Source organism: Sporosarcina sp. E16_3 (assembly GCF_017347125.1).
GTDB lineage: Bacteria > Bacillota > Bacilli > Bacillales_A > Planococcaceae > Sporosarcina.
This window is the reverse complement of sequence record NZ_JADPRX010000001.1, coordinates 49,225-71,080: the sequence shown is the minus strand read 5'-3', so window position 1 is coordinate 71,080 and position 21,856 is coordinate 49,225. Positions and strand designations below refer to the sequence as shown.

Genomic DNA, 21,856 nt, shown 5'->3' with positions numbered 1-21,856 from the left:
AAAAAATCATTCCAATTTGAACTGCCCAACAATTTTTTCGAGATCTTGCGCCATATAACTCATTTCGTTGGATCGTGTAGCCACTTCTTCAATTGAAGCTGATGTTTGTTCCGTTGCTGCCGAAATATTGTTTGTCATATCTTCAATTGAATGAATCGATTGCGTCAAGTGATTGATGAGTTCTACTACACGATTGGAATTTTCCGCTTCAGCTGTCGTTAATTCTGAAATTAAATTAATTTCCTTAACAGTCTCTGAGACAGCACTTGAAATGTTACTCAAGGAAGTCGCAGTCAAACGAACCGTTTCCGTTCCGGATTCGATAAGTTTTGTGCTCTCTGTTGTAGACGCAACAACTCGGCCGATACTTTCAGTAATATCTTGCACAAGCTTTTCTACTTCAAGCACTTCTTTATTGGACTGTTCCGCAAGTTTCCGCACTTCCTCGGCAACAACCGCAAATCCTTTACCATGCTCACCTGCACGTGCAGCTTCAATCGATGCATTTAGCGCAAGTAAATTCGTTTGGGCAGCAATACCTGCAATTGAACTGGTGATATTTTGAATTTTCGTTGTGGATTCAATCAGATTTCGAATCGTACCGCCTGCTTCATTTGAAGAGACCCTGATTTTCTCCATATCATTACTAATGTCATTTACACTATACTGACCTTCTTCTGCAATTTTCATTGTCCGCTCCGAGTTCCCCACACTTAGTTCAGCTTTCTCTTTTGAATCCTGAAGATCATTCGCCAGTGATGACAAGATTTTTGATGCATGTTCTGCATTGATTGTCCCATCGGAGATAGAGGCTGCCGTTTCACTCATATTGTGTGCCACTTGTTGAATGGCCATTTGCATTTCATTTAATGAAGCAGCTGTATCAAGCGAGTTTTGCGTTAATTGAACAGATGTTGTTTTGACTGTACCAATCGTATTACGCAAGTTCGCTGTCATCATGTTCAACGTATGTCCTAGATCACCGACTTCATCTTTACTTGTTACAACTATATCTTTAATACCTAGATTGCCATCCGCAATTTCCTTCGCATGTGCGATTAAAGCGGAAATCGACTTAGTTTTACGTCTGATTAGCATAATTGTAAAGATAGATGCGATGATCATCGGAATTAGGCTGATTAAAATCCCATTCCGAACGACATCCCATGTTCTTCCAGCCACAATTGTCCCGTCGAAATCAATAACGCTGATTGCAATGATTTCTCCATTTGTATCGTGATTTTCAAATATAGGCGCATAGCCTGATAGACGTTTCAGACCTGCAAATTCATAGAGCTCCGTGTAAGCCGAATGCTTCATATTCAAGAGCATTTCAAGCGCTTTTTCGTCGACTGGTACCGAATCTCCCGGTTCAAATCCTTTTGCACTTAAATGGTCATCAAGTGCCAGAATTTTACCATCTAAATCAATGATATATTGAGTCTCGAAAATAGCTTTATGATTGAGTGTCCAGTTAAGCTGTTGACCAACCTCATCCATTGTTTCACGGTCACCTTCGAGCATTTTTTCCACGTCTTCCGGTCGAATTAAACCTGTCGTAATACTTGCGCAACCATACGCTTCAACACCCGCGGCATCATATAATTTATCATAGGCTGTTTTATATGTCGCGATGGACGTAATCGCTAACATTGCAACCATGATACCAACAATAATTGTTCCCAATTGTACTGTTAGTGTATTTTTCATTATTTTTCCCCCTACCATTCTCCTAGTCTATAATACTCTATACTTTAGTGGAAACAAAGTCCAAAAGACACGGGTTATCCGTCAACTTTATGTCGAATCAGATAAGTTTCTACTATTTGTGACGTTTTTTGTTCTGTAAAAGAATTTGTTTTATGTATTTCTTAGAGTTGGAAAGCTTAATTAGAATATATGTTAAAATATAGAAAGCACACTTATTGGAAGATTTTTTTGGTACTCATGTTTTAAAAATGACATGCACAAAAAAAGTTAACCGGAATCAATGCTTCCGACCATTCCGGTTAACTTTTTTAGTTGTCCCTATTCTTTTTATAATAATCCTGGCCTTGTATTTTTTTGAAACCAACTGATTCATATAGGCCAAGTGCTCGACTATTTTTAGCTTCCACTTCAAGCCAGATTTGATTGCCAGCATCATGCTCGCTTTTCACAATATTCCGGAGCACTTTTCTGCCGTACCCTCTCCCTTGGTATTCAGGTAAAATGGCGAATCCGTAAATCCATGCTTCGCCATCCATCCTGTTGATGCGAACCTTACCGACCGCTTCGTTATCCGCCTCAATCATCAAAAATTGCTCATCCGTTCTTTCTTTTATGCGTTCAAGATGGGAACGTGCATCATCTTCGTCCATTCCGAATGCCAATACGTCAAGCTTCACTTCAAGTTTCGCATCACTTTTTTTAGCCAAACGAATCAGGACCTCATCGCTTGCTTCAATTGGCTGTTCCGCCCAGCGCATCTGATATTCAGAAAACGCATAGGAATAGGGCTGCCCAACTAACCATTCCTTGGCAGTGACGGATAAAGATGGTGTATTCAACAAAATTATTTGAAATCCATACTGTTCGATTAGCACCTGCGCTTGTTGCCAAAGTTCGGTGAAATGCCCTTTCCTTCTATCCCTAGGTCTAACCATTCCACATACTTCAACGGTAGATCCAAAACCAAATAAAGCTAAATAGGCGATAAGTTCCCCATTCTCTTCATAAAAGAAATCCATTTGACGTCCTTCTCTTTCACGGAGCATCTCCCAATTTAACTTCAATTGAATACCATCCGCTTTTTCACATTCTTTTTGAAGTTGTTTAATCGCAATTAATTGACTTTCTTCTAACATATAAAATCCTCCAATTCAAAGTCTTCTTGCTTTTGTTATGTATTTGCCTAGTTCAATATTAACATGTATTGCAAGATCACTCCTTTAACTATTATCCCCAGCATCATCAACATCCAAGTAAGCGCTGGCAGTTTCTCTTACTACCTCACTATAATGGCTAAAGAGATCCGAAAATGCGTGTAGCTCACCTTTTCCTGCGTCACTAATCATATATGTCCCTCTTTGAATTCTATCAAACCATCCATAATAGTTTTTATTTAAAATTGTTAACGTTTTTTCCCCAGTCCCCATCTTACGTAGAGACTTTGGCGATAATGGTCCCAATTGCAAAAGGCAACAGGCTATATGAATGCAGTTTTCTTTATAGGCTGTCATTATTTGGGTCTGTCTGCTACCACCGACATTATAATCCCCTAGCCTGCCTTCTACTTCAGTAAGCATAGCATTCCTTTTTTTCTTGCTGCGCTGCATGCTTTTCTTCCGGTCAAAGGGCGCGGGATGAAACACTATTTCTGCCCGCGCGTCGTCTTCTGTAAATGAAACGAGGATAAGACCTAACTCCAACCTTCTAACCAAATGACAACTATCTTTCCACTTTTTCGAACGAAAATTAAGTTTCGGTTTAGGAATTGCGACATAGACCTCATTTGTCAGTCGCTGTCTTTTTGTCGCTTGGATTAATAGATCAATTGATAGCGATAGTTTCAATTCAATAAGGACCAGTTCTTGCTCTTTTACAGCCGCAACGTCACACTCATTTACTTCACCATGGACATCATAACCTTGTTGAGTAAAATATTCTTTTACCGGTTTATATAAATCGACTTCATATCGCTTGGATTCTTTGTCTTGCATGTCAATTTTCACCTCATTCATTATGGTATACATAATCGACCGTAACTACCACCCCAAAATCCCGCTTAATAATGGTACACTAGTAATGTGCGGAATGCTAAAAAGTTCTTCGGGACGTATTATGAGAAAAGGATGGGTAAATCATGTCTACTCAGACAATTTTTGAACTACTACATACAATTGAACAAGTGACACATAAAATGCACGTGAGGTGGCGGCAGCAAGTAGATTATGATCTTGGAGTATCACACATCGTTGCCTTGCATGAATTACAGATGAACGGGGAAAGTCGGCCTTCCGAACTTGCGCGTCTACTCAACTTTACCCCTGCATCGCTGACGCATCTTTCCACTAAACTATCAAACAAAGAACTGATCACGCGCCGGCAGGACGAAACTGACCGCCGAATAATCTATTGGAAAATCACGAAAAAAGGCGAAGACTTACTTGCTGAAGCACAAAAGGACGGTCAAGATCTCCGCATGAAAGTGTTTTCACATTTAACAGAAGCTGAACAACAATCGTTACTTTCCATTTACACAAAGTTGAATAAGTCGTTAATATGAAAAAAAGAGCATCTTCTCAATAAAGATGCTCTTTTGATATGTTCATTTAATTGGTTTACCTAAGTTTGGTAATTCCGCCATCTACCATTAGTGTTTGTCCAGTAATGTAATCAGAATCGGCACTCGCCAAGAATACAGCTGCTCGACCAATATCATTTTCCAGGTCACCAAGTCGTCTTAACGGAATCTTCGAAACCATTGTTTCGAAAGCTTCAGGTTGTTCTTTCGCCCAATTCCGAATCCCAGGAGAGTCCGCAAGTGGTGCAATTAAGTTTACATTAATACCGAATTGACCAAATTCATTGGCAGTAACACGTGTAATCGCTCGAATTGCTTCTTTTGCCGCAGCATATGAAGCCTGGTTAGCGTCTCCATTTATACCTGCTCCAGAAGCGAAATTAATGATTTTACCCTTTGTTTCCTTCAAATAAGGCAGTGCAGCCTGCATAAGATAGAATGTCGGATAAAATCCTGTGTTAAACGATAAGTCAAGATCTGCTTGCGTAATCTCTTCAAATGGTTTATTTGTCGATGCGTGTGCATTATTCACTAAAATATCCAATTTACCGAATTTCTCGACGGTTTGTTTCACTATTTCCGACAATTTATCATGCTCAGCTAAATTCGCTTGGATGAAAATTGATTCTGGTTGATAAACTTGCAATTCCTTAATTGCCTGTTCCCCTAATTCCCCATTCAAATCTACAATGACAACTTTAGCACCCTCTTTTACGAATGAAGTTGCCATCCCTTTGCCAATACCTCCTGCTCCTCCAGTAATAATTGCAACTTTGTCCTGAAGCTTCATAATTGATCATTTCCTTTCTTACTTCGTCTATTACCCACTATTTCACTCGGGTTACCTACTAAATTCTTATGATTTTGCTTGCGACATTAACTCTTGAAAGTCAGCGATAGTCGGGTTACTTAAGTAGTGACCCCCCTCAACTTGAATCGTTTGACCTGTGATAAACTTGGATTCATCAGAAGCTAAAAACAATACGGTATTTCCTATATCATCCGCTTCTCCGTGGTAAGGTAATGCGTTGTATTTCCCGAAAATGTCAAGTAGTTCTTGGGACATATTCTGTTTCGCTGCAGGTGTTAAAATCAACCCAGGAGCGACTGCATTACAACGTATATTGTCTTTTCCATATTGCGTTGCGATATATTTCGTTAAATTAACGACTGCTGCCTTCGATGCGCCATAGGCCGAACGGACAGAATCCCCCGCAAAGGCAGCCATGGATGTAGTATTGATAATCGAGCCGCCACCCGCTTTTTGCATATGTGGAATTGCATATCGGCTTCCCAGTAAAACACTTTTTGCATTCACATTCATTAAACGGTCCCACTCATCTAAATCAATATTCACGATATCTAAATCTTTTTGTAGATTTGTCGTCCCTACATTGTTATAGAGGATTGTAATGGTACCAAACTGTTCAACCGTGAAATCAATCGCATCTTTAATGGATTGTTCACTCCCAGCATCTAAAAATACGGCAACGGCTTCGCCGCCGTCGTTTAAGATGTTTTGGGCAACTTGATTCGCACCTTCCAGATTAAAGTCTGCAACAACAACTTTTGCGCCCTCTTTTGCAAGGAGTGTAGCGGTAGATAATCCGATACCTGATGCCCCACCAGTTACTAAGGCAACTTTATCCTGTACTCTTCCCACGAAATTACCCCTCTCAATTTTCATTTTTTCTGCTACTCAATATACTTTAACATTAAAGTATATTGAGTGGAAGCATTAACTCCGTAAGCCGTTAGATATAAGGAAGACAAATCCCTGATATAAAATTGCTCCTATAAAAGAAGCAAAAATAGAAATTTTTGATGTCAACTCCATGTCGCAATTCATGAAAGGCATTGAATCTTATTTTGACTACAAAAGTTAGTTCAGCATCATTCCCTCCTTAATTAACTCACAATTACAAACGTTCATGTGTTTATTCTCCTGCTATCATGTTAATATAGAAAAATAAACTACTTATATGGAGGGTGCTGAGATTACTATGAATCTAATAAAGACGGAACCAACTGGAATTCAAGTCGAGGATATATTGATTGCCAATCAATTACTAAAAGATGTAGTCGCACATACTCCTCTGCAAAAAAATGAACGACTGTCGGAAAAATATGACTGTCGAGTCTATGTAAAAAGGGAAGATTTACAACATGTTCGTTCCTTTAAATTACGGGGTGCATATTATAAAATTAAAACCATGGAAGCAGCTGCACTTGAAAAAGGCGTCGTATGTGCCAGTGCAGGTAATCATGCGCAAGGAGTCGCTTTCGCCTGTGCGCATCTAGGTATTGATGCAAAGATATTCATGCCACTGACAACTCCGAAACAAAAAATTAATCAAGTGAAAATGTTTGGACGGGACTTTGTAGAAATTATTTTAGTGGGCGATACATTTGATGATTCATCTGCTTCAGCGGTCAAATGCGCGACTGCTGAAGACAGAATCTTCATCCATCCTTTTGACGATTACGATGTCATTGCCGGACAAGGAACTGTTGCGGTTGAAATCATGAATGATATTGAGGAACCCGTTGATTTTGTCTTCGCCAGTATTGGCGGTGGCGGCCTGATGTCTGGTTTAAGCACATACATTAAGAACCTGTCACCACATACGCGTATGATCGGTGTAGAGCCCGCAGGTGCGGCTAGTATGAAAGCTGCATTGGAGAATAATGAAGTGACTACCTTGGATACAATCGATAAATTTGTTGATGGAGCAGCCGTGCAAAGTGCTGGTCAGCACACGTTTGAAATTTGCCGTAAGTACCTTGAAGATATTGTTCTAGTTCCAGAAGGAAAAGTGTGTACATCCATCTTGGAATTATATAACCAACATGCAATAATCGTAGAGCCAGCAGGCGCGTTATCTATCGCCGCATTGGATTTTTATAAAGAAGAAATCAAAGGTAAGTCCGTCGTATGTGTCATTAGTGGTGGGAATAATGATATCGGTCGAATGCAGGAAATCAAAGAAAAATCATTGATTTATGAAGGACTACTATATTATTTCATTGTTAATTTCCCACAGCGTTCAGGTGCATTACGTCAGTTTTTAGATGAAGTACTTGGACCTGACGACGATATCACTACATTTGAATACACAAAGAAAAACAACAAGGAAAGTGGTCCTGGCCTAGTTGGTATTGAAATAAAGAGAATATCAGATTACGAAGGACTTATTCAACGCATGCATCAATGCGGTTTCTCCTTTAAAGAAGTTAACAATGATAGTACGTTATTTGATTTACTTATCTAATGTCCACTATTTTGGATACCTATATACAACTTAGCTAAGGCGACTTATAAGGGGTAGCGAGTTCAATGAGGTACTTTATTTCAACCTATATATTGAAAAAATCTTACTTATGGCGATTAAGCCCTAAGCAAGATTTTTTTTATTTCCATTAGTACCCCTTATTAATCAATTGCTCCGCCATTTTGACCTTATTATCATAAAGTTTTTGAGCCAATACTTTTTTTGCTTCCAAAGAGGCTACTAAATAATCCGTATCATTAACGGTGGCAACGATGGAGAACTTATATCCGAATGGACTTGTATCAAGGGAATGTAAGCCATATATTTCATACTTTTCAACGTAATCTCCGGTCAATTTATCCACTTGCAATAAAGCTAATTGTTTTGTGTTTAGCTCGTCGCACACTTCTTGCAGCAACACGCGAACGATTCCAGGATCTTGATTGAATGAAACGATTAGGCTCTCAAAAATCCGTCTTTTTTCAACGGAACCGTTAACCATTTTTCTAATTTCCCCATTGGAAATGGTCAATAGTTTCCCGTTTATCAAACGAATCTTAACAATCCTAAACCCTAATTCCTCAACCGTTCCACCTTCCAGTTCTCCGTTGACATTTATAAAATCTCCTCTTTTAATGGTTCCTTCAAAAATAATAAAAACACCGCTTATTAGATCATTAATCAGTTTTTGGGCACCGAACCCAATAACAGCGGCGATGATTCCTCCAGCTACAATGACTTCTTTCAGATCACCCACGAATGGCTTTATCGCTGCGATTAGTATAATGATGGCGAATATGTACCTGGATGTGTTTTTTACAACACTTTCAATTGTTTCTTTCTTCTTTTCTTCTAATAGAGTTGTCCGCTTGAATAGTTGTTGCATGATTTTCCTGAATACGACTATCAGTAAATAGGTAACAATGATTGTTACTGTCAATGAAACAAAATACGTTCGAACACCAGAAAAATCATTGTCAATAAAATGTTGTATTGAATCTAAAAATATATTCATAATAATCAAGTTCCTTTTCCTCACCTACTAGATTTTTCACTCTCTGCGTTTATTATACAATACAATCTCTATAACCTTCATTATTTCAGAACATACCTCACGAAGCGATTCAACATGTAGATTAGTCAAATCCGCCTCAGACAACACAATTTTTAGTGCAAAAAACAAACATCTGGATAAACCTAATACTTGTTTTTTCATTTTTATTTTGTTGCATTTGTTATAGCAGTTGCAATACGGTCTAGGACAGGAATCGTACTGGATTTATGATCCTGCGTTAGGACACTGAAAATGAGTGTTTCCCCATCTCTTATTTGCGCATATCCTGCTAAAGCACTGACATTAGTCAAACTTCCCGTTTTCGCAATGACATTGCCTTTAGCGGTTCCTGTTTTCATGCGGTTTCTCAATGTACCTCCGATAAATCGATCCGGTGCCCCAGCAACAGGTAGTCCTTGTGCAAACGATCCGTACCATGGTGCCATTCTCACTTGATACAATAACTCAGTGAGTTGGGCAGATGTCACTTTATTCGCATGGGACATACCAGATGCATCTTCAAACAACCATTCATCCACATCTAAACCGACAGACTCGGCATAGTCGAGCATCACTTGTAACCCGGCATTCCAGCTACCATCCCCGTACTCCATTTTCCCCATAGCCTTCGCCAATACTTCAGCGTGTGAGTTATTACTTAATTTCATAAATGGCCTCATCAAGCTTCTTAAGGGCATGGAACTTTTAGTTACGAGAATTTCGGATTCTGCTAATGTTCTTCCGCGCAACAGTTTAGATGAAGGAACAAATTTTATACCTTTAGCTAGTAACGACTTTTTAAAAATATCAAGTGCATAGGCCGTAGGATTAGACACAGTGATCCACTCCTTCCTGCCAGCGGACCCAATCGGGGCATTACCAGTAATAATAATGTTATTTGTTCCGTATTGACGTTCAATCTTCAATGTGTTTTTAGTGCCTTTAGGAACTGTTTTAGAACGATTGACAACTCGAACAACGCCTGTTTCTGGAGTTAATGTTACTTTCGCTGCTTTCCCACTTGTAGGTGGTTTTGCGTCTACAATGACTGTGCCGGCATCGTAATCCGTATTCGGTGATACAGTTAATGCTGAGATCTGAGCAGCATAATAATACGATTCATCATTTTTATCAATACCTAGCGATAGACGAATCGTATCGAACCAAGTGTCATCCCCTACCAGATTACCTGAAATTCGTTTAATCCCAAGAATAGACAATTTCGAAGCAAATTCATCAAAGTCTTTTTTCAACAACGTAGGATCGCCAGTCCCGCGAAGTTACAGATTACCGTCTAGTGTTCCATTTGTTACTTTCCCGTTTGTTAATACTTCTGTCTTGAAACGATAATTTTCGCCCAGCGTCTCCAGTGCTGCCGCTGCTGTGAGTATTTTCAACGTGGATGCAGGTGTAATCCCTTGATGACCCAGTTTTTGATAGACCACTTCCCCAGTTGAAGCTTTGCGCACGGTTACGCTACTAGAAGCGGCTTGCATTCTACTATCAGCCATAATTGTATTAATGGTATTTCCCAAGTTCTCGTATGAAGCAGCTGCTGACGCAGTTGACTGTTCGGGAACCATTGTTAAAAGAGTCCCAACAAACACTACAATCGACAATAATGATAATGCTATTTTTTTGTATCAAACCTATTCCCCCTTTAAAATTGGATAGACTATAAATATTCTACCATAAGGAATAGATTATGAGGACTTGGTATGCCAAGTCTATTTCACCAATGTGTTAAGATTATAAGCAGACTTGCAATCGAAAGGCGGAACTATAATGGAGAAAACTGAACAAGTAAAATTGACTTCCCTTACAACAAAAGGCGGCTGTGGCTGTAAAATCGGCCCTGCAGATTTGGCGGAGGTATTACGCAACCTGCCACTTGCCGATCCCAATCCTAATTTGCTAGTTGGCCTCGATACGAGCGATGACGCGGGTGTTTATAAACTGACAGATGAAATTGCAATGGTGCAGACGCTCGACTTTTTCACACCAATTGTAGACGATCCTTACGACTTCGGTCAAATTGCTGCAACAAATGCAATAAGTGACATTTACGCAATGGGCGGAACACCGATTACAGCGCTTAACATTGTTGCTTTTCCAATAGCTACACTAGATAAAAAAATCCTTTCAGAAATACTTCGGGGTTCTGGTGATAAATTAAAAGAAGCAGGCGTTACACTTGTGGGTGGGCATTCAATAGATGATCAAGAACCCAAATTCGGTCTTGCAGTTACTGGAACCGTCCATCCCGATAAAGTACGAACAAATGCCGGTGCACAACCAGGCGATAAAATCCTATTAACAAAACCGATTGGTGTCGGGATTTACACAACATCATTGAAAAATGGTTTATTATCTGAAGATGAAATTGTCTACGTTACGAAAGTTATGACAACACTTAATAAAACAGCAGCAGAAACAATGTCTACATACGATGTCCATGCCGCAACAGACGTAACCGGCTTTGGATTGCTTGGACATGCATCTGAAATAGCAAAAGCAAGTGGCGTGGGCATTCGCATCATTGCCAACCAAGTACCGACACTCCCCCGCACAAAGGAACTTGCAGATGCTGGAAAAGTACCAGGCGGAACAAAAAATAATTTCGCTCACGTCGCAGATGTAGTCTCGTACCCTGAAACTATGGACCAATCCGATCGTTGGATTCTATGTGATGCCGTTACATCGGGTGGTCTGCTCATCGCATTACCTGAAGATCAGGCGGATAGACTGTTAGATGAACTTCAACAAAAAGGCGTTGACGCTAGGATCATCGGCGAAGTAACAGAAGAAAATAGTGGACGTATCACTGTCGAGTAATCGTGTGTGAATTTTGGGTAGAAGGTGAATTGGATGTTTCGAGATTTAATGTTGGAAGATATATTTGAATTGCAAGAAAAAGGGCCACATACATTCATTGATGTCCGATCCCCTAAAGAGTTTAAAGAAGCGACGATTCCAGGAAGTATAAACATTCCTGTTTTCAATGATGAGGAACGTGCGGAAATTGGAACACTTTATAAACAAGTTGGACAAGAAGTTGCTAAAGAAAGAGGACTTGCAATCTTTGCGAAGAAGTTGCCGGATTTTATTCGCGCATTCAAAAATATTGAAACGCCTATGACGGTATTCTGCTGGCGTGGCGGCATGCGAAGTAAGACCGCGGCGACCGTCCTCGATTTGATGGGCATTCATACTACTCGATTAAATGGCGGAGTCCGTTCTTATCGGCAATGGGTCGTTCATGAATTGGAAAAAGAGGACTTTTCTCCAAACTTTATTGTATTGAATGGCTATACAGGAACAGGAAAAACTGAACTTTTGAAGCGTTTAGCTGACAATGGCTATCCTGTCATTGATTTCGAGAACATTGCAGGTCATCGAGGCTCTATTTTTGGACAAATTGGACTTGAGCCAAGCAATCAAAAGAAATTTGACTCATTACTCATCCATGAATTAGAACGATTTAAAACGGAGCCGCATGTTTTCATAGAAGGTGAAAGTAGACGGATCGGAAAAGTAAGTTTACCGCAATTTATTTATGAGAAAAAAGAAAGTGGGATGCAGATCGTCATACATCTTCCCCTTGCCGAGCGGGTCAAAATTGTTTTAGCTGACTATGAACCGTGGAACAACCCGGAACGTTTTATAGAGGCCTTTCAATTAATTGAAAAACGATTACATACCCCCGTTGCCAAATTGATTGAAACGTATTTGGAAAATGGTGAGTTTGGATTGGCAGTCGAATTGCTACTTGAGCACTATTACGATCCAAGATATAGACATTCTGGCGATCAAAATACTGAATTACAGAAAGTAGACATCGAAGCAATAAATGTAGATGACGCCTTCCAAAAAGTTCTTCAAACGATTGAGCGAATTAAAACTCCCTCTTTATCATGAAAACCAACTGTCCAAACAATCGACTTGTCTGTCGATTGTTTGGACAGTTTTTTGCTGCAGATGGATTTGGTATTAAAGAATCCCCATTAAAGTTTACTTGATTTATAAAATACCAACACCATTTTACTGACTTTTCCGTTATTAGAAGTTAATATAGAAGGAGAATGGTATTTTTTAAATGGCATGACCCTCATTACTAAGAAATTCATATTCTTTCTAATTGAGAATGCATAGATATGACTCTTCCCTCTTCATTTAGAAATAGTGCAAACGGATGCTACTTATAACTTAATAATCTACAGCCTTTATACATGATTAAATTTTAGTTAGATGTTATTAGTAGATATATTGTTTCCTTTTTAGTATGATTATCATGTAGGAATTAAAACAATCTAGGGAGTGAGAATCTATGACAGAAAAAGACACTAATAAAAAATTAACAACTGCCGCTGGTGCTCCAGTTGTGGATAACCAAAACTCAATGACTGCTGGGCCTAGAGGGCCAATACTATTACAAGATGTTTGGCTTTTGGAGAAGCTTGCGCATTTTGATCGCGAGGTTATTCCTGAACGTCGTATGCATGCAAAAGGTTCTGCTGCGTATGGTTCATTTACTGTAACACATGATATTTCAAAATATACAAAAGCAAAAGTCTTCTCTGAAATCGGGAAGAAAACAGATATGTTCGTTCGTTTCTCAACAGTTGCCGGTGAACGTGGCGGAGCTGACGCAGAACGTGATATCCGCGGATTTTCAATGAGATTTTATACAGAAGAGGGAAACTGGGACCTTGTCGGTAATAACACACCTGTGTTTTTCTTTAGAGATCCAATGCAATTCCCGGATTTGAACCATGCTGTTAAACGCGATCCACGTACAAACATGCGTAGCGCAAATAACAACTGGGACTTCTGGACATCTCTACCTGAAGCTCTTCACCAAGTAACTATCGTTATGAGTGATCGTGGACTTCCAAGTTCATACAGAAGTATGCATGGTTTCGGAAGCCATACTTTTAGTATGATCAATGCTGAAAACGAACGCGTTTGGGTGAAATTCCACATGCATTCACAGCAAGGGATTGACAACTTGACTGACCAAGAAGCCGAGGCAGTTGTTGGGAAAGACCGTGAAAGCCATCAACGTGATCTCTATGACAATATCGAAAATGGTAACTTCCCGAAATGGAAAATGTTCATACAAGTAATGACAGAAGAACAAGCGAACAATATGCCTTACAACCCGTTTGATTTGACAAAAGTATGGTATAAAAAAGACTTCCCTCTTATTGAAGTAGGAGAATGGGAATTAAACCGAAATCCTGAAAACTATTTTGCAGAAGTAGAGCAAGCTGCTTTTACACCTGCAAACGTTGTACCAGGTATCAGTTTCTCTCCAGACAAAATGTTACAAGGTCGCCTCTTTTCATATGGAGATGCACAACGCTACCGTTTAGGCGTGAACCATCACCAAATTCCGGTCAACCAACCGAAATGCCCAGTTCATAGTTTCCACCGTGACGGCGCAATGAGAACTGATGGCAACATGGGTAGCACGGTTCATTATGAGCCAAACAGCTATGGCGAATGGCAAGAACAACCGAAGTTTAAAGAACCTGCTCTTGATATTTTTGGTGCCGCTGACCAATGGAATTTCAGAGAAGATGACGATAATTACTTTGAACAACCAGGTAAACTTTTCAACTTAATGAGCAAAGAACAACAACAAGTTTTATTCGAAAATACTGGGCGCAATATGAACGGCGTTGACAAACATATTCAGCTTCGTCATATTGTTCACTGTTACAAAGCAGACCCTGCTTATGGTCAAGGTGTAGCAGACGCACTAGGTGTTTCTTGGAACGAAGTGGAAGCAGCAGTTGGATCAGAAGATTAATTAGTGAAACAAAAAGGAATGTTCCTCGCATAATAATGCGAAGGACATCCCTTTTTTTATAGACAATCCCTTCCCCTTACCCTTTTTAGACATTCACTATGATACTACTGACTTTTATGTGAATCAAAGGTAGAATAGAAAGTGTATTTAGAATATACAGTAGGGGGAACTATAAATGTCGATTACTTTTATAGCAAAAGAAGAGTTTTTCACGTTTCATGATCCAATGCTAGATGGTAAATTGATTGACCGCAAAACTGAAATTCGAATGGATCCGCTAACAGGCGAAACATCCCGGATTATTTTCGATCCAGGTGCGCCATTTACGTCAACAGACTATTCCGAGCAGGCAAAACAAACAGAGGGCACTAAATGTCCATTCTGCCCCGAAAACGTGCACACTTTCACACCTAAATTCCCGAATGATTTAATCGAAAATGGTAGAATCATTCAAGGCGAAGCTGTCGTTTTTCCAAACCTCTTTCCTTACAGCAAGCATAATGCGGTGGTCAGCATGTGTGATCAACATTACGTCAAATTAGATGAATTCACAGCACCCATGATTGCCAATTCCTTTTCTGCCGCGCATAACTATTTGACTAAAGTTATTACCCAGGATCGAGAAACCGCATACGCATCCATCAACTGGAACTACTTACCCCCTTCAGGCGGTAGTATTTTGCACCCACATATTCATGTATTAGCTTCTGAAATGCCAACCAACTATCAATTAATAGCATTGGCAAGCAGCGAACAGTTTCACACAGAAACAGATAATAACTATTATGATTCATTAATAGAAACTGAGCGTAAAATCGATGAGCGCTTTATCGCGACGGTGGGTTCCATCGACTGGGTTCATGCTTTTGCACCGAAAAGCCATACCGATTTTATCGGGGTTTTAGATGTTTCTTCGTTGGATGAATTAAACGACAACAACTGGCAGGATCTCGCAGAAAGTCTTACACACTTTTTCCGTTACTTCGAATCTATCGGCATCGCAAGCTTTAACCTCGGCCTGTTTATTCCTGTAAGCAAGAATTCATCTGAACGCGTTCACGTGCGAATTGTTCCTCGACTAACGATGGGAACACTTCAAACAAGTGATATGAACGTTTTCAATTTCTTGCATGGAGAACCGCTATGTTTGAAAGTACCTGAAGAAATAACAAAAGAAGTTGCTGTGTATTTCAGCAAATAATAGGAGTAAAACTTATAAAATCCTCTCGTGTCTATGCTGACACGAGAGGATTTCTAGATGTAAAGTATCCCTTAATTAAGTGCACAAATTCGATTCTCACCGTTTTGTTTTGCTTCGTACAGTTTTATATCTGCAAAATTAAACAACTCATTAAAATGCATACATATTTATCCTTAAACGAGTTAAATACCCATTTAATCCTACTGATAAGTATAAATAAAGCACAGAAAGTTGAACGAATAATTATTTAGGGTAATGAATATTAATTACATACTCGAAAAGGAGAGTCCTATCAGTAAATTATCTACTGGTAGGACTCTCCCTTATTTAATTGAAACGAGTTGCTGCATCAATTCGTAAGTTTAACTAAAAACGGGCAAAGTAACAAGAATCATCAGTGTAAACAAGATAGCCACATAATTCACGGAACACATGAACATCAGATGTGCCCACTTCATATCGTTTTTAGTGAAAAATCCGGCGATAGTTGCAGTCAACCAGCCAAGGTTCATCAAAGTGGCGATAACTACAAATACTGTACCAAGCGACCCTAAAAAGAATGGTAATGGTAGTAAGCATGCAACATAGATAACCATTTGCCGCTTTGTAAAATTAAATCCGTGAACGACTGGAAGCATCGCCACTTTTGCCAAACTATATTCTTCCACTTTCTTCATGGCAATAGCGAACGTATGCGGCATTTGCCAAATGAACAGGATAAGCGTCAGTACGATTGGGACGATATGATAACCTGGTGCAATTGCAGCCCATCCGATTAAAGGAGTCACAGCACCTGACACACTGCCAATGACTGTATTCAACGTATAGCGACGTTTTGACCACATTGTGTACAATATAACATACGTAAACCATCCAATAAATGCGTAGATAGCCGCTTCAATTGTTGTAAAAGCTAGAAGTACTAAACCTCCTAGAGATAATGTGATTCCTAATCTAAAGACAAATTTAAGAGAAAAGTTCCCAGTAACTGTAGGACGGTTTTTGGTCCGCTCCATTACTGTATCGATATCGACGTCGTACCAATTATTCAAGATAAGCGCCCCAGCCATAACGAGTGTACTGCCTGAAATCGTTAATAAAAATACATCCCAGTTTGCTAAAAAAGTTCCATTCGTAAAATAGAGCGCTAACCAAAATCCTGTTAGGACGGGTAGCACATTAGAGATTAAGACTATCGCCTTAAATAGAGATTTAAGATCAGCGAATAGCGTGGTGATATTTTGTTCTTTCGAAACAGTTTTTTCATCAACCTTCTCCCAAGAAGGATCCATTACTTTAGTCATAAATTCGTCTCTCCTCAAAAAAGCCAGGTGCTTTTCCAATTTGGTGGATTCGCATTTCGTTCAGTTACTGGCATACTTAACTCCATTTTACTCTTAGTCTTCAAGTAAGACAAAGGAAAGCTTTGTGACATTTTCAAAACTGCAAGAAAAAAGGATTGGAAACATCATACTGATGTTTCCAATCCTCCTAAATTAAGAAGCATTTCATTATTTTCCTGCTATTGACTTCAACTGATCCAATTGAATTAAGCCTTCAATGTCGCTGCTAGGGATATATCCTGCTTCCTTACTAATATCAGCCATTTCCTGAATAACTTCTTCATTGACAGAAGTAGTTACTTTTAGACGCTTAAATGCGACCTCGAGTTCATCTTTGTCGATCTCTTTTCCAGTTAATTCTTTGATGTGTTTAATAAAAAGAATTTGACTTTCTTCTGGATTTTGCTCAATAAACTCAACTGCTTTTACATGACCTGTTAAGTAGGCATTCACCAATTTTTCATCTTCCATAAACATCTTACTTGCTGCGACTACGGTATTGGTCGATTCCTTCCCCCATGCGAATGATTCCCAGTCCAATAACAACTTACCATTCGTCTGTGTTTCCAGAATATAGCCCCACGGTTCCGGTATTGCTACAGCATCTAGAGACTTTTGAATAAATAGCGTTGCTGTATCAGCTGGTGCCACGACAAACATTTCTACTGTCCCTCCATTTGCTGCAGGTTTAAGACCAACATCTTTTAGCGCTTTACGCAACATAATGTCTTGAGTACCCCCAATTCCCGGTATCGCAACTTTCTTCCCGTCCAAATCAGCAAGCTGTTTAATAGCACTATGCTCACTTGCAACTAGGACTGCTCCGCCATTCACAGCACCTGATATTATATGGTAGTTTGGTTCTTTTACGTAAAAATTCAGTACAGGACCTGGGCCAACTGTTCCCACATCAATGGATTTAGTGGCCATCGCTTCCATGAACAAGCCTCCGTTACTGAGGGTCTTTTTGTTAATTTTAATATCTTTTCCAAACGCATCAGTGAAATAACCTTTCTCCAGCGCAACGATTGTAGCGATATGCGTTAAGTTCGGGAAATAACCAATGTTTACTACTTTACTGCCTTTTTCTCCTTGTTCTGCTATAGCGCATGCAGAACAAGTACTCAATACAACTAAGGAAATAATCGCAAGTAGGAAAAATTTACGTTTCATCCTTTTCTCTCCCCATCTGTATCTATAAATAACCCCTTAACGCACGCCATGAAATTAGAAACATCATAATGATGTTTCTAATCCTTCTAAATCAGTAGCGCTTTACGTTTATTATTTCGCTTCTATTGACTTCAACTGTTCCAATTGAATTAAGCCATCAATATCATTACTAGTGACATACCCTGCTTCCTTACTGATATCAGCCATCTCCTGAATCACTTCTTCATTGACGGATGTTGTTACTTTCAGACGCTTAAACGCGGCTTCGAGTTCAGTTTGGTCAATCTCTTTTCCTGTTAATTCTTTGATATGCTTACTAACAAGATTTTGACTTTCTTCAGGATTCTGCTCAATAAACGCTACTGCTTTTACATGGGCTGTTAGATAAGCATTCACAAGTTCTTCATCTTCCAAAAACCTCTTACTTGCCGCAACCACTGTATTCGTCGATTCTTTACCCCAAGCGAATGATTCCCAGTCTAACAACAATTGACCGTTCGCCTGTGTTTCCAAAATATAACCCCATGGTTCTTGTGTTGCTGCAGCATCCACTGACTTTTGGACAAAGAGCGTTGCTGTATCAGCTGGTGCTGCGGCAAACATTTCGACTGTGCCGCCATTTGACGTCGGCTTCAGACCAACATCTTTCAGTGCCTTACGCAACATGACGTCTTGGGTACTTCCGATTACAGGAATCGCAACTTTCTTCCCGTCTAAATCTGCAAGTTCTTTAATATTACTATGTTCACTCGCAACCAGTACTGCTCCCCCGTTTACAGCACCTGAAATTATATGGTAGCTGGGATCTTTTACGTAGAAGTTCAGTAATGGACCAGGCCCTACTGTTCCCACATCAATTGATTTAGTCACCATTGCCTCCATAAACAAGCCACCGTTACTGACGGTTTTTGTGTTGATTTTTATATCTTCTCCAAACGCTTCAGTGAAATAACCTTTCTCTAGCGCAACGATTGTAGCGATATGTGTTAAATTCGGGAAATAACCAATGTTCACTTCTTTACTGTCTTGTGCTCCTTTTTCTGTATTTCCACAGCCAGCAACAATTGCCAATAAAGCTAAAGAAATAAGCCCAAGTAAGAACAAATTACGTTTCATTCCGTTCTCTCCCCATCTGTCATTATTTATCATTCCTTAACTGATTCCCCATTTTTTCTGCACACTGCGCTCCAGACGTAAAAAGACCAGATTATCCATAATTGTACCGATAACACCAATGATGATCATTACCGAGATAACCAAATCCATTTGTCCAAGTGATCTGCCCATTTCCAAGAGATATCCAAGCCCACCACCGCCACCAAGAAGTTCCCCTGCCATTAACGCGCGCCAGGAAAATGCCCAGGCGATTCGTAATCCGGCTATGAGCTGTGGGACAGATGCTGGCATAATAACTGTTCGTAAAAAGTGAAAACCGCTAGACCCTAATGTTTTAGCAACTTGTTGATAAAGCCTTGGCACAGTTTTAAAACCACTCGTCGCATTGATTGTCATTGTCCATGTGGCGCCGATTGTGACAATAAATAGAATGGAAAAATCGTTCAAACCGAACCATATGATTGCAAGTGGGAACCAGACAATACTCGGAATCGATTGCAATGCTGTGACAAGAAATCCAAGTGTGTCTTCCACTAACTTAGAACGCCATATAAGATAGCCTAAAAAGAGACCGAGGACTGTCGCAATTGTAAACCCTATTAATAGACGGCTCATGCTCGTTAGGATTGCAGTCATTATTTGCCCACTTACAATACCTGTGTAAAGAGTATGCAATACTTGGCTGAGACTTGGAAACATGAAATCGGGCAAACTTGATAATCTAGATGTGACTTCCCATATCGCCGCTAGAATCCCGATGAAGAGGGTTCGTCTTAAAAATGTAGTCATCCCCCATTTCCTCCTTTAACACTTTCTCAATTTCACCTTGCAGTGATGCCAATATCTGTTTTTCCAAATGAAACGTTACATCGTTTGGCATAATACCATCTTTCATTGTCGTTGAAGAATGAATCTCTTTGATTCTTCCAGGGCGTGTTTCAAAAACGACAATCTTTTCGGATAAAAGGACTGCTTCCCGAATGTTATGCGTAACGAAAAAGATTGTCACCTTCGTTTTTTGCCATATTTCAAGCAGCTCATTATGTAACACCATTCTGGTTTGCTCATCCAGTGCCGCAAACGGCTCATCCATCAGTAAAATTGCGGGTTCCATAACAAGGGCGCGTGCGATAGCAACACGTTGTTTCATACCCCCGGACAGCTGATGAGGATAGGAATCAATAAAGTTGCTTAAATGAACCATTTTCAACATTTCTCTCGCTTTGTCCTCTGCCTGTTTTTTGGGCAAACCCTTTAAACGTAAGCCATATGTGACATTATCAAGAACCGTTAACCACGGAAACAATCCATCCTGCTGGAAAACGACGACACGATCTGGTCCAGGATCCGTCACTACTTTACCAGCAATCCGAATTTCCCCTTGATCAGCCTTCTCAAGACCAGCAATCAGATAGAGCAATGTAGACTTCCCGCAACCAGAAGGACCGACAATCGAAACAAACTGTCCTTTTTCCACGTCTAACGAGATATTATCCAGCACTTTGACATGCCCTTTTTCTTTATGTGGAAAACTTTTGACAATGCCATCTATTGTTAAATACATTCAAATACCCCTCTCCTGAAATTTCCCACAAGTAATTCTATAATGGTTGAGATAATGAACTCCACTGAATTCGCTGCTGCGCTAAGTTTATATAGGTATTAAAATTCGAACAAATCGCTTGATAAATAGCGTTCACCAGAATCAGGTGCAATACAGACGACCGTATCATTCGGAGTCAATCGCCTAGCAACGGCTAACGCGGCATATATGGCCGCGCCTCCTGAAGGGCCTAGGAGAATCCCTTCATTCGCCGCTACAGCACGTACTGTCTCGTAAGCTTCATCATCTTGTATCATAAAGATTTCATCGTAGACGTTCGTATTCAAAACGGAAGGAATAAAACCTGGACTCGTTCCGACAAGCTTATGCTTTCCTGGCTTTCCTCCCGATAGCACAGGTGATCCGGCGGGCTCAACAACATGAACTGAGATTCTATCATTAAGTTCTTTAAGTGCTTCTCCGGTACCCGTTACCGTCCCTCCCGTTCCTGACGTACAAACGAAAGCATTAAGCGTTCTTCCAATCGATTTCATCGCTTCGCTAATTTCAACAGCCGTTGTTGTCCGATGAATATCAGGATTTGCGGCGTTTTCAAATTGCATGGGGATAAAACTGCCTACAATTTGTGCTGCTAATTCATTCGCTTTTGCAATCGCACCTGGCATTCTATCTTCACTTGGTGTCAGAACGACTTTAGCACCGTATGCTTTCATTAAATTAATGCGTTCAATCGTTGCGTTATCCGGCATGACGAAAATTGCGCCATAACCTCTTGCTGCAGCATTCATCGCCAAACCAATTCCTGTATTGCCTGATGTCGGTTCAATAATCGTTGCACCCGCCACTAATTTCCCGCTTCTTTCTGCTTCGACAATCATATTGTAAGCAGCCCGGTCTTTTACGCTTCCGCTTGGATTAAAATATTCAAGTTTCACATAGACAGCTGCACCTTGTGGATCTGGAAGTCTATTTAATCTAACAAGCGGTGTATTCCCTATTAATTCAGCTATATTGTTTACGACTCCCATGCTGG

Annotated in this window: 18 protein-coding genes and 1 pseudogene; 6 read left to right on the top strand and 13 right to left on the bottom strand. The window is 40.0% G+C overall.

The annotated features are described in order from the left end of the window. Positions 1 to 6 precede the first annotated feature (6 nt). From I2483_RS00345 to I2483_RS00335, 3 genes are all read right to left on the bottom strand, one after another. Positions 7 to 1,710 carry a methyl-accepting chemotaxis protein gene (locus tag I2483_RS00345; RefSeq protein ID WP_207173132.1) on the bottom strand — a complete coding sequence of 568 codons (1,704 nt, stop codon included), beginning with the start codon at positions 1,708 to 1,710 and terminating at the stop codon, positions 7 to 9. Between the two features lie 308 nt (positions 1,711 to 2,018). Beyond that, on the bottom strand, positions 2,019 to 2,846 hold the full coding sequence (locus I2483_RS00340) for a GNAT family N-acetyltransferase (protein ID WP_207173131.1): 828 nt from the start codon (positions 2,844 to 2,846) through the stop codon (positions 2,019 to 2,021). A gap of 84 nt (positions 2,847 to 2,930) precedes the next feature. Beyond that, positions 2,931 to 3,701: a DUF2161 domain-containing phosphodiesterase gene (locus I2483_RS00335; RefSeq protein WP_207173130.1), complete on the bottom strand. Its 771-nt coding sequence runs from the start codon at positions 3,699 to 3,701 to the stop codon at positions 2,931 to 2,933. Between the two features lie 143 nt (positions 3,702 to 3,844). On the opposite strand from I2483_RS00335, the gene I2483_RS00330 reads away from it, so the two are divergent. Then, a complete protein-coding gene (locus I2483_RS00330) occupies positions 3,845 to 4,267 on the top strand; it encodes a MarR family winged helix-turn-helix transcriptional regulator (protein ID WP_207173129.1) in 423 nt (140 codons plus the stop codon). Between the two features lie 55 nt (positions 4,268 to 4,322). Here the strand turns inward: I2483_RS00330 and I2483_RS00325 are convergent, their stop codons facing one another. After that, positions 4,323 to 5,078, bottom strand: a complete 756-nt coding sequence (locus I2483_RS00325) for an SDR family oxidoreductase (RefSeq protein WP_207173692.1) — start codon at positions 5,076 to 5,078, stop codon at positions 4,323 to 4,325. Between the two features lie 63 nt (positions 5,079 to 5,141). Beyond that, positions 5,142 to 5,948 carry a glucose 1-dehydrogenase gene (locus I2483_RS00320; protein ID WP_207173128.1) on the bottom strand — a complete coding sequence of 269 codons (807 nt, stop codon included), beginning with the start codon at positions 5,946 to 5,948 and terminating at the stop codon, positions 5,142 to 5,144. Between the two features lie 340 nt (positions 5,949 to 6,288). On the opposite strand from I2483_RS00320, the gene ilvA reads away from it, so the two are divergent. Beyond that, complete coding sequence (gene ilvA, locus I2483_RS00315) at positions 6,289 to 7,557, top strand: threonine ammonia-lyase IlvA (RefSeq protein WP_207173127.1); 1,269 nt, start codon at positions 6,289 to 6,291, stop codon at positions 7,555 to 7,557. Between the two features lie 148 nt (positions 7,558 to 7,705). Here ilvA and I2483_RS00310 read toward each other — a convergent pair whose 3' ends face one another. Then, entirely contained in the window at positions 7,706 to 8,572 is an 867-nt protein-coding gene (locus I2483_RS00310) for a mechanosensitive ion channel family protein (protein ID WP_207173126.1), read from the bottom strand. A gap of 203 nt (positions 8,573 to 8,775) precedes the next feature. Further along, a pseudogene (dacB, locus tag I2483_RS00305) lies at positions 8,776 to 10,194 on the bottom strand (D-alanyl-D-alanine carboxypeptidase/D-alanyl-D-alanine endopeptidase). A 202-nt stretch (positions 10,195 to 10,396) separates the two neighbouring features. Between dacB and selD the strand changes: the two are divergent. The 4 genes from selD to I2483_RS00280 all read left to right on the top strand — a co-directional run bounded on the left by selD (position 10,397) and on the right by I2483_RS00280 (position 15,627). Continuing rightward, positions 10,397 to 11,446, top strand: coding sequence for a selenide, water dikinase SelD (selD, locus tag I2483_RS00295; RefSeq protein ID WP_207173123.1), 1,050 nt, complete (start codon positions 10,397 to 10,399; stop codon positions 11,444 to 11,446). Positions 11,447 to 11,479: 33 nt separating this feature from the next. Next, on the top strand, positions 11,480 to 12,529 hold the full coding sequence (gene mnmH / locus I2483_RS00290) for a tRNA 2-selenouridine(34) synthase MnmH (protein WP_207173122.1): 1,050 nt from the start codon (positions 11,480 to 11,482) through the stop codon (positions 12,527 to 12,529). 409 nt (positions 12,530 to 12,938) lie between these two features. Next, complete coding sequence (locus tag I2483_RS00285; RefSeq protein ID WP_207173121.1) at positions 12,939 to 14,426, top strand: catalase; 1,488 nt, start codon at positions 12,939 to 12,941, stop codon at positions 14,424 to 14,426. Positions 14,427 to 14,601: 175 nt separating this feature from the next. Next, positions 14,602 to 15,627, top strand: a complete 1,026-nt coding sequence (locus I2483_RS00280; RefSeq protein WP_207173120.1) for a hypothetical protein — start codon at positions 14,602 to 14,604, stop codon at positions 15,625 to 15,627. A gap of 362 nt (positions 15,628 to 15,989) precedes the next feature. On the opposite strand, the gene cyoE is transcribed toward I2483_RS00280, so the two are convergent. The 6 genes from cyoE to cysK all read right to left on the bottom strand — a co-directional run bounded on the left by cyoE (position 15,990) and on the right by cysK (position 21,851). Continuing rightward, positions 15,990 to 16,931 (bottom strand): heme o synthase, encoded by a 942-nt coding sequence (gene cyoE, locus I2483_RS00275; protein WP_255549997.1) that lies wholly within the window; start codon positions 16,929 to 16,931, stop codon positions 15,990 to 15,992. 207 nt (positions 16,932 to 17,138) lie between these two features. Next, entirely contained in the window at positions 17,139 to 18,143 is a 1,005-nt protein-coding gene (locus I2483_RS00270; RefSeq protein ID WP_207173119.1) for an aliphatic sulfonate ABC transporter substrate-binding protein, read from the bottom strand. 111 nt (positions 18,144 to 18,254) lie between these two features. Then, positions 18,255 to 19,259 carry an ABC transporter substrate-binding protein gene (locus I2483_RS00265; RefSeq protein ID WP_207173118.1) on the bottom strand — a complete coding sequence of 335 codons (1,005 nt, stop codon included), beginning with the start codon at positions 19,257 to 19,259 and terminating at the stop codon, positions 18,255 to 18,257. Positions 19,260 to 19,295: 36 nt separating this feature from the next. Continuing rightward, positions 19,296 to 20,048: an ABC transporter permease gene (locus I2483_RS00260; protein ID WP_186670737.1), complete on the bottom strand. Its 753-nt coding sequence runs from the start codon at positions 20,046 to 20,048 to the stop codon at positions 19,296 to 19,298. Then, positions 19,981 to 20,823, bottom strand: coding sequence for an ABC transporter ATP-binding protein (locus I2483_RS00255; RefSeq protein ID WP_207173117.1), 843 nt, complete (start codon positions 20,821 to 20,823; stop codon positions 19,981 to 19,983). The genes I2483_RS00260 and I2483_RS00255 overlap by 68 nt, the downstream gene beginning before the upstream one ends. A 98-nt stretch (positions 20,824 to 20,921) precedes the next feature. Next, positions 20,922 to 21,851 (bottom strand): cysteine synthase A, encoded by a 930-nt coding sequence (cysK, locus tag I2483_RS00250; RefSeq protein WP_207173116.1) that lies wholly within the window; start codon positions 21,849 to 21,851, stop codon positions 20,922 to 20,924. Positions 21,852 to 21,856: the final 5 nt, after the last annotated feature.

Excerpts from the sequence above, each read along its gene's own strand:
- I2483_RS00280 (WP_207173120.1), top strand. The coding sequence starts at position 14,602 with ATGTCGATTACTTTTATAGCAAAAGAAGAGTTTTTCACGTTTCATGAT.
- I2483_RS00335 (WP_207173130.1), bottom strand. The coding sequence starts at position 3,701 with ATGCAAGACAAAGAATCCAAGCGATATGAAGTCGATTTATATAAACCG.
- I2483_RS00330 (WP_207173129.1), top strand. The coding sequence starts at position 3,845 with ATGTCTACTCAGACAATTTTTGAACTACTACATACAATTGAACAAGTG.
- mnmH (WP_207173122.1), top strand. The coding sequence starts at position 11,480 with ATGTTTCGAGATTTAATGTTGGAAGATATATTTGAATTGCAAGAAAAA.
- I2483_RS00345 (WP_207173132.1), bottom strand. The coding sequence starts at position 1,710 with ATGAAAAATACACTAACAGTACAATTGGGAACAATTATTGTTGGTATC.
- I2483_RS00340 (WP_207173131.1), bottom strand. The coding sequence starts at position 2,846 with ATGTTAGAAGAAAGTCAATTAATTGCGATTAAACAACTTCAAAAAGAA.
- I2483_RS00310 (WP_207173126.1), bottom strand. The coding sequence starts at position 8,572 with ATGAATATATTTTTAGATTCAATACAACATTTTATTGACAATGATTTT.
- cyoE (WP_255549997.1), bottom strand. The coding sequence starts at position 16,931 with ATGACTAAAGTAATGGATCCTTCTTGGGAGAAGGTTGATGAAAAAACT.
- selD (WP_207173123.1), top strand. The coding sequence starts at position 10,397 with ATGGAGAAAACTGAACAAGTAAAATTGACTTCCCTTACAACAAAAGGC.
- I2483_RS00265 (WP_207173118.1), bottom strand. The coding sequence starts at position 19,259 with ATGAAACGTAATTTGTTCTTACTTGGGCTTATTTCTTTAGCTTTATTG.
- I2483_RS00285 (WP_207173121.1), top strand. The coding sequence starts at position 12,939 with ATGACAGAAAAAGACACTAATAAAAAATTAACAACTGCCGCTGGTGCT.
- cysK (WP_207173116.1), bottom strand. The coding sequence starts at position 21,851 with ATGGGAGTCGTAAACAATATAGCTGAATTAATAGGGAATACACCGCTT.
- I2483_RS00260 (WP_186670737.1), bottom strand. The coding sequence starts at position 20,048 with ATGACTACATTTTTAAGACGAACCCTCTTCATCGGGATTCTAGCGGCG.
- ilvA (WP_207173127.1), top strand. The coding sequence starts at position 6,289 with ATGAATCTAATAAAGACGGAACCAACTGGAATTCAAGTCGAGGATATA.
- I2483_RS00270 (WP_207173119.1), bottom strand. The coding sequence starts at position 18,143 with ATGAAACGTAAATTTTTCCTACTTGCGATTATTTCCTTAGTTGTATTG.
- I2483_RS00255 (WP_207173117.1), bottom strand. The coding sequence starts at position 20,823 with ATGTATTTAACAATAGATGGCATTGTCAAAAGTTTTCCACATAAAGAA.